The organism is Gordonia sp. i37 (assembly GCF_002043085.1).
Taxonomy (GTDB): Bacteria; Actinomycetota; Actinomycetes; order Mycobacteriales; family Mycobacteriaceae; genus Gordonia; species Gordonia polyisoprenivorans.
On the sequence record NZ_MVPX01000027.1, the window covers coordinates 1 to 8,521 of the forward strand.

Here is an 8,521-nt window from a genome sequence, read left to right on the forward strand (position 1 = left end):
GGCGGCCCCGGCGAGCCCAGCTGCCCCGGCTCCGGCGGCCACTCCCGCGGCCTCCCCGGCGCCCACCCAGCCCGCCCGCGTCACCAAGGTGTTCTGGTACACCGACCGTCGTGTCGCGCTCTGGGTGTTCTCCCCGTCGATGAACACCGAGATCCAGGTCCAGATCTTGTTGGCCCGTGATTGGTGGGCCAATCCGACGGCGCGGTTCCCGCAGCTGACCATGCTCGACGGTTTGCGCGCGCAGGACGATCAGAGCGGCTGGGTCATCAACACCGACGTCGTCGACTTCTACAAGGACAAGAACGTCAACGTCATCCTGCCCATCGGTGGCGAGTCGAGTTTCTACACCGACTGGAAGGAAACCGACAAGGGCAAGAACTACAAGTGGGAAACCTTCCTCATGCACGAGCTGCCGCCCATCATCGAAGGTGATTGGCGCTCAACGGATGTCCGTGGCATCGAGGGGCTCTCGATGGGTGGCTCGGCGGCGATGATGCTCGCCGCACGGAACCCCGGCTACTACAAGTTCGCCGCGTCGTTCTCCGGCATCCTGCAGCTCACCTCCTACGGGATGCCGCAGGCCATCCAGTTCGCCCTTCGTGACGGCGGCGGCTACGACGCGATGAAGATGTTCGGCCCGCCCAGCGACCCGGAGTGGAAGGCCCACGATCCGTACCTGCTCGCCGACAAACTGCGGGGCACGAGTCTCTACATCTCGTCGGGCAACGGCATGGTCGGCCCGTACGACAAGCCGTCCGACATCCCGATGCTGGCGACCAACTATTCCGGTGTGGGCCTCGAGCTGCTCTCCCGGGTCACCTCGCAGCAGTTCGCAATCAAGTTGAACCAGTTGGGAATTCCCGGACAGGCAGTCTACCGGGCGTCGGGTACCCACACCTGGCCCTACTGGGAATTCGAGATGCATCAGGCCTGGCCGCAGGCGGCGGCAGCGCTCGGCCTCAGCGGTGACAAGGTGGCCTGCGGGGTCAGCCCGGCGTTCAAGAAGGTCGCCGGTCCGGCCCGGCTGGGAGTGTGCCTGACGCCGGAGTACGGCGTGCCCGGCGGACGCGCCCAGGACTTCGCGGAGGGGCGGATCATCACCGGACCGAAGGGTCCGCAGGTGGTCGGCGGCGCGATCGGCGGGGCATATGTCGGCGCGGGCGGCCCCGGCGGCAAACTCGGGCTGCCGACCAGCGGTGAGATGCCGTGGGGTCGCGACGGCGGAAAAACGCAGACCTTTGAACACGGCCGGATCAACTGGTCACCGAAGGGTGGCGCGCAACTCGCGCGATAGATCCAGCTCACACACGCGGCACCCACATCGGGTGCCGCGTGTGTGCGTCCTGAGATCTGACTGTGGAATCGCGATGTTTGCGCAGGTGAGGTGGCTCCGGTGGCGAATCATGTCCGCCTTGTTGGGTAGCCTTGCTGGCGGTTGGGACAAACCACCACGTGTGTGTACGTGGTCACCGGCACGCCTCTCGTCGAACCAGGGGTCGGAGGGTTCGAGGCGGCATCGGTGATGCGTGACGAGGAAGTGATGATGACGAAGTACTTGAGGCTGGGTGTGCTGATGACCGGCGTGGTGTTCGCGCTGGGTTCGTTGGCGGCATGTTCGGACGACTCCACCGCGAGCGCCCCGATCACCAGCAATCCGGTCACCACGACGTCGCTGTACTCCGCGCCGTCGAGTGCATCGGCGTCGAGCGCGCCGGAGTCCGGTCAGGCCTCGGCCGGTGCCACCCCGACCACCGGCGGGTCCACGCTGCCGGCGACCACCCCCGGCTCGACGGCACCGGCATCGGGACAACTCACCGCGCCGGACGGGGCGCCGCTCGACGACAAGGCCAAGCGATACCTGCAGGCCCTGCGCAGTCAGAACGTCACGCTGCTCGGTGACACCGACAACGGTGTCGCGCTGTCGCTGGCGACCTACGTCTGCGACGCGCAGAAGAAGAACACCGACCCGGTGACCACCAAGGGCTACGTCACCGCACTGGTCGCGCCCGGCACCCAGAACACCGCGGAAGCCAATGCCAAGGCCGACAAGGTGATCAAGGCCGCCCAGGACAACTATTGCTAGCGGCAACCGACCTGTGAACGCCCGGAAGAAACGCTCGCGGACCTCACGTGCGCTGCGCCTGCTGATGGTCGCGGTCACGCTGATCGCCGTCATCGCGATCGTGCTGATCGTGATCTGGATCAAGGGCATCGTCGAGGGTCCGCCTGCACCGCCGCGCGGTGGCGGCCCGACGTCGACGACGACCCCGCCGAACCGGCCGGAGGCCCAGCCCACCGACTGCGCCGACGTGTTGACGCTGGTGATCCCGGGTACCTGGGAGTCCACTCCGAACGACGACCCGCTGAACCCGACGTCCAAACCGGCGTCGCTGCTGCTGCGCGTCTCCAAGGCGATCAAGAGTGAATTTCCCGACTCGCGCACCGAGGTCTACACGGTGCCCTACATCGCCGAGTTCCGGAACCCCACGATCCTCAACGATCGGCAGAGCAGCTACAACGACTCGCGCACCCAGGGCTACAAGCGGGCCGCGGGCAAGATCATCTCCACCCACGAGCACTGCCCGCTGACGCGCTACGTCATCGTCGGCTTCTCGCAGGGTGCGGTCATCGGCGGAGACCTCGCCTCGGCCATCGGCAACGGCCGTGGAAACGTCTTGCCGCAGTCCGACGCCGATCTCGTCCTCGGGGTCGGACTCATCGCCGACGGCCGCCGGCAGCCCGGCGATCAGCGTGACATCGGACCCAACCCGCCCGGCGTCGGTGCCGAGATCGCACTCGCCGGTATGGGGTCGCTGGTGCCGGGGACCACGATGACCGGCCCGCGCCCCGGCGGCTTCGGGGATCTGCAGAGCAAGGTTGTATCCATCTGTGCCCCAGGTGATCTCATCTGCGATGCGCCGACGGCGTCGAATCCCTTGAGTGCCGTGAGTCAACTGGCGAGCGCGATCAACAACCCGGTGCACGCGATGTATGCGACGCCGCGGTACTGGTCTCTCGACGGTGCGACCGCGACCCAGTGGATGCGCGGCTGGGTCAACGGACTCATCGACGAGGCCCCGCGTCCGGCGCACAACTGAGCACCCATGTCGTGACGTCGCGTGCTGCGGGGTGGCTGGGAAGGCCCTGAGCGGGGACCGATCCGTTTGGGCGGCGCCGACCTGCTGCATTAACGTTGTGGGCTGGCTCGGCGGTGTCCTGCGGAATGGGGACGCCCCGCGGGGCCACGAGAGCTCATGACGACGCCGCTGACGCGACGAGGAGAACCAATGACCCAGGGCGAGACCACCGGGACCGGTGGCGGCGAGACCACGCTGCGCGCGTTCCGGTTCGGCGCCGGTGGTGAGGGCAACAAGGACGAGGGCGGCGCCCGCAAGTTCGTGAAGTTGGCCCAGACCGCCGAGGAATACGGATACGACACCTTTGCCGTACCCGATCACCTCGGCAACCAGGTCGGCCCGCTGGCCGCACTGGGAGCGTTGAGCCAGGCCACCGACCGCATCAGGCTGGCGACGTCGGTTCTCGCGAACGGCTTCCGGCATCCGGCGCTGTTGGCCAAGGAGGCCAACACCATCGACGTCCTCAGCAAGGGCCGCCTGGAACTCGGGATCGGTGCGGGCTGGCTCAAGGAGGAGTTCGACAAGGCGGGTATCGAGTTCGAATCCCCAGGTGTACGCATCCGACGGCTCGATGAATCGCTGACGATCCTCGACAAGCTCATGCGCGGGGAGACCGTCGATTTCGACGGTGAGTTCTACCGGATCACGGGGCTCGAGGGCAGCCCGCGACCGCGTCAGGGGCCGCGCCCGCCGATCGCCGTCGGCGGTGGCGGACCCAAGATGCTCGCCCTGGCCGCCAAACACGCCGACATCATCTCCGTGGCGCCGGGCACCACCCCCGACGGGCGGATGAAGTTGTCGGACATGACCATCGAGAAGACCGCCGAGCGGGTCGACCGCATCCGGCAGGCCGCGGGCGACCGCTTCGCCGAGATCGAACTCAACTGGACGATCGCGGTCATCGTCATCACCGACGACCGGCAGTCCACTGCAGAGATGGCGCTCAAGGCACTCGAGCAGGGGTATCCGCCGAACATCGAACGCGACACCGAGTTCACCGTCGACGACGTGCTGAACTCGCCGTACATCGCGATCGGATCGTTCGAGGAGATCGCCGACCAGATCCGGGCGGTGCGGCGGCGCACCTCGATGTCCTACGTCGGGGTGTTCCCGACGCAGATGGATGCCTTCGCGCCGGTCATTTCGCTCCTCAAGGGAGAGTAAAGTGTGTCCTCGGTCCGGGGGCGGAAAGCCGCACGACAACCGCTGGTGAAGGACCGCTGCAGTGGCGTGATCACACTGCGGTGGAGTCAAGGTGGACATGACGATCATGAAGTGAGCGAAAGAGTTGGGAAGTGTCGTGCGACCGCGACCAACGCGGTCCACGGACGAATGGGTACCGACACGACCAACGGTGCACGGCAAGGAACGACTCGAGGGTCACACTGAACCGAGCAGCGCGGTCGGGCGCCGCGGGGTGTGCCACGAGGTACGCACGATATGCCCATTTGGGGGCAGGAACGTGGGGGCCACAGGAGTAATGAATGCTGAAGACTGAATTTGAGCAGTTCCTCGACGAGAACGGTCAGCTGCACTTCACCGAGGACGCAACACTCGTCGACTACGTCGAGCGGAACGTCCGCGACGCGGCCGACACACTCGCCTACCGCTACATCGACTACAGCCGGGAGCGCGAGGGCGAACGTCAGGACCTCACCTGGGCGCAATTCGGCAAACGGCTCCGGGCAGTCGCTGCACGGCTGCAGCAGGTCACCAAACACGGCGACCGCGTCGCGATCCTCGCCCCGCAGTCGCTGGAGTACGTGATCGGCTTCTTCGCCGCGCTCTACGCGAGCAACGTCGCGGTTCCGCTGTTCAGCCCCGACGAGCCCGGTCACACCGACCGGCTGACCGCGGTGCTCTCGGACTGCGAGCCGACCGCGATCCTCACCTCCACCAAATCCGCCGAGGCGGTCCGCAACTTCTTCGCCGACCGCCCGGCCAAGGAGCGTCCCCGCGTCATCGCCGTCGACGCGGTGCCCGACTCCGTCGGCTCGAGCTGGGTCGCACCCATCGCCGGTAAGGACCACAACAAGGACACCGTCGCCTACCTGCAGTACACGTCGGGATCGACGCGCGTGCCCGCCGGTGTCGAGATCACCTACCAGGCAGTGGCCGCCAACGTCCTGCAGATCTACGACTGCATCGAGATCGACCGCAACGCCCGCGGCGTCACCTGGCTACCGATGTTCCACGACATGGGCCTGCTCACGGTGATCCTGCCCGCGCTCGGCGGCAAATACATCACGATCATGAGCCCGCAGGCCTTCGTGCGCAGGCCCGGCCGCTGGATTCGCGAACTCGCCGCCGACGACGACAACGCACCCACCTACGCCGCCGCGCCCAACTTCGCCTACGAGCACGCCGCCGCCCGCGGCCTGCCGAAAGAGGGCGAGAAACTCGACCTCTCCAACGTCATCGGCCTGATCAACGGCTCCGAACCGGTGACCGTCAGCTCGATGAAGAAATTCAACGAGGCATTCGGCCCGTACGGGCTGCCCAAGACCGCTATCAAGCCGTGCTACGGCATGGCCGAGGCCACCCTGTTCGTGTCGGCCACCCAACGCGACAACGAGGCCAAGGTCATCTACGTCGACCGCGAAGAACTCAATGCCGGGCGGATGAAGGTCATCGACTCCGACGCGCCCAACGCCGTCGCCCAGGTCTCCTGCGGACAGGTCGCGCTCAGCCAATGGGCCGCGATCGTCGACGCCGCCGAATACGACGAGACCGGCGTCGGCATCGAGAAGGCCGACGGCGAGGTCGGCGAGATCTGGCTGCACGGCCTCAACATCGGCGCCGGCTACTGGAACAAGCCGCAGGAAACCAAGGACACCTTCGAGAACACCATCACCACACCACTCACGCAGAACAGCCACACCGAGGGTGCTCCCGCCGACGCGACCTGGATGCGCACCGGCGACTACGGTGTGTGGCTCGACGGTGAGCTCTACATCACCGGCCGCGTCAAGGACCTGGTGATCGTCGACGGCCGCAACCACTACCCGCAGGACCTCGAATTCAGTGCGCAAGAAGCCAGTCCGGCCCTGCGCCCCGGATTCGTCGCGGCGTTCGCGGTCCCGGCCAACGAACTGCCCAAGGTGGTCTTCGAACAATCCACCAGCGGACTGACCTTCGACCCCGACGACGCCTCCGAGCAACTCGTGATCGTCGCCGAACGCGGACCGGGCAAACGCCACGACCCGCAAGAAGTCGCCGACACCGTGCGCGCCGCCATCGCCGGACGCCACGGCGTCATGGCCCGCGACATCCTGCTCGTCCCCGCCGGGTCCATCCCACGCACCTCCAGCGGCAAGATCGCCCGTCGCGCGACCAAGGCCGCCTACATCGACGGCAGCCTGCGAGGTGGGTATAAGCAGACGGCCTTCCCAGATGCGGGCGTGTAGCGCAGCGAAGCCCTTTCGCCGCACACACTCCGCGTCGGCCGGCCGCCGTCACGAACCCGCGCGGCCATCGAGCCGTCGCCAAGTACCCTGAGAAACGATGTCTGAACTGAATAACGACGAGCCGAACAACCAGGTCGACGCCACCAGCACCGACGGGGAGACCGCCGGTGGGCTGACCGTCTCCGAGCTACGCGACTGGTTGCGTGACTGGGTGGCGCAGGCCACCGGTGTGCCGGCCGATCAGATCTCCGATGACCGCCCGATGGAGGAGTTCGGTCTGTCCTCGCGCGATGCGGTGGCGCTGGCCGCCGACGTCGAGGACAAGACCGGCGTCATCCTCACCGCGACCGTCGCCTACAACCATCCGACGATTGCGATGCTGGCGACGCGCATCATCGAGGGCGATCCCGACGAGGGCATCGACGCCGACGACGACCGCTTCTGGGAGCGCGAGCGCAGCGACGCCGACGACATCGCCATCGTCGGGCTCTCCACGCGATTCCCGAAGGCCGGTCAGTCGCCGGAGTCGACGTGGGAGGCCCTGATCGAGGGCCGTGACGGCATCTCCGACCTCCCCGACGATCGCTGGACCGAGTTCAAGGCCGACCCGCGGATGGCCGAGGTCCTCGAGAAGCGCAATCTGCGTGGCGGATACCTCGACGACGTCAAGTCGTTCGACGCCGACTTCTTCCAGATGAGCCCGCGCGAGGTCGAGATGGTCGACCCGCAGCAGCGGCTCGCGCTGGAACTGACCTGGGAAGCCCTCGAACACGCCCGCATCCCGGCCAGCGATCTCAAGGGTGGCAGTGTCGGCGTCTTCGTCGGCACCTCCACCAACGACTACCAGCTGATGGCCGCGCTCGGTCTCGGTGAGGGCTCCGACGAGACCGCGGCGTACGCCCTGACCGGCACCGCCACCTCCATCATCGCCAACCGAGTTTCCTACTTCTTCGACTTCCACGGGCCGTCGGTCGCCATCGACACCGCGTGCTCGTCGTCGCTGGTGGCCGTCCACCAGGCCGTCCAGAGTCTGCGTTCTGGCGAGTCCGAGGTCGCCCTGGCCGGTGGCGTCAACATGATCCTCACCCCGGCTGCCACCGTCGGCTTCGATACGATCGGCGCGGTCGCCAAGGACGGGCACATCAAGGCCTTCTCCGCCGACGCCGACGGCATGGTGCGCTCCGAGGGCGGCGGTCTGTTCGTCCTCAAGCGACTCGCCGACGCCCGCCGTGACGGCGATCAGGTCCTCGCGGTGATCTCCGGTACGGCGGTCAACTCCGACGGCCGTTCCAACGGCATCTTCGCGCCCAATCCCGAAGCGCAGGTGGAGGTTCTGCGATCGGCGTATGCCGACGCCGCACTCGATCCGCGTCAGGTCGACTACGTCGAGGCGCACGGCACCGGCACCATCCTCGGTGATCCGATCGAGGCCGATGCGCTGGGCCGGGTGGTTGGTCGCGGACGCGTCGTCGGCGCCCCCGCGCTGCTCGGATCGGCCAAGACGAACTTCGGACACATGGAGTCCGCAGCCGGTGCCGGCGCACTGGCCAAGGTCGTGTTGTCCATGGGTCACAACAAGATTCCGGCCTCCCTGAACTACGCCGGACCCAACCCCTACATCCAGTTCGAGGCGACCGGCCTCAAGGTCACCGACGAGATCACCGAATGGCCGCGCTACTCCGGGCACGCCATCGCCGGGGTATCCGGATTCGGTTTCGGCGGTACCAACGCCCACGTCATCGTCCGCGAGGTACTCCCGGGCGACCTCGAGGAACCGGCCGCCGTCGCCGATCTGACCGACGCGGCCGCCGCCGAGACGCCGGCCGCCGACCTCGACGACGACGAGGACTTCCTCACCGAGGCCGAACGTGCGGTACTCGCCGCACAGTCGGCCGCCCCCGAGGTGGACGCTGTTGTCGCCGAACGTGATCCGGCCGACGATTTCGCGCCCTGCGCGGTCGACGGGGCGGTGGTGCC

Annotated in this window: 6 protein-coding genes; all 6 read left to right on the top strand. The window is 67.1% G+C overall.

Features of this window, described 5'->3' with window-relative positions; translation table 11 throughout:
• Positions 1–1,294 (top strand): alpha/beta hydrolase-fold protein (locus B1964_RS01110; RefSeq protein ID WP_079928479.1); only part of this gene is annotated, 1,294 nt, incomplete at its 5' end.
• Positions 1,295–1,540: 246 nt separating this feature from the next.
• Complete coding sequence (locus B1964_RS01115) at positions 1,541–2,083, top strand: DUF732 domain-containing protein (RefSeq protein ID WP_253193839.1); 543 nt, start codon at positions 1,541–1,543, stop codon at positions 2,081–2,083.
• Positions 2,084–2,096: 13 nt separating this feature from the next.
• Positions 2,097–3,098 (top strand): cutinase family protein, encoded by a 1,002-nt coding sequence (locus B1964_RS01120; protein WP_079928477.1) that lies wholly within the window; start codon positions 2,097–2,099, stop codon positions 3,096–3,098.
• Between the two features lie 189 nt (positions 3,099–3,287).
• A complete protein-coding gene (locus tag B1964_RS01125; RefSeq protein ID WP_079928478.1) occupies positions 3,288–4,301 on the top strand; it encodes an LLM class F420-dependent oxidoreductase in 1,014 nt (337 codons plus the stop codon).
• 320 nt (positions 4,302–4,621) lie between these two features.
• Complete coding sequence (gene fadD32 / locus B1964_RS01130) at positions 4,622–6,544, top strand: long-chain-fatty-acid--AMP ligase FadD32 (protein ID WP_006369240.1); 1,923 nt, start codon at positions 4,622–4,624, stop codon at positions 6,542–6,544.
• Positions 6,545–6,641: 97 nt separating this feature from the next.
• A partial coding sequence (locus B1964_RS01135) for a type I polyketide synthase (RefSeq protein WP_216354219.1) occupies positions 6,642–8,521 on the top strand: 1,880 nt, incomplete at its 3' end.

Excerpts from the sequence above, each read along its gene's own strand:
- fadD32 (WP_006369240.1), top strand. The coding sequence starts at position 4,622 with ATGCTGAAGACTGAATTTGAGCAGTTCCTCGACGAGAACGGTCAGCTG.
- B1964_RS01125 (WP_079928478.1), top strand. The coding sequence starts at position 3,288 with ATGACCCAGGGCGAGACCACCGGGACCGGTGGCGGCGAGACCACGCTG.
- B1964_RS01115 (WP_253193839.1), top strand. The coding sequence starts at position 1,541 with ATGATGACGAAGTACTTGAGGCTGGGTGTGCTGATGACCGGCGTGGTG.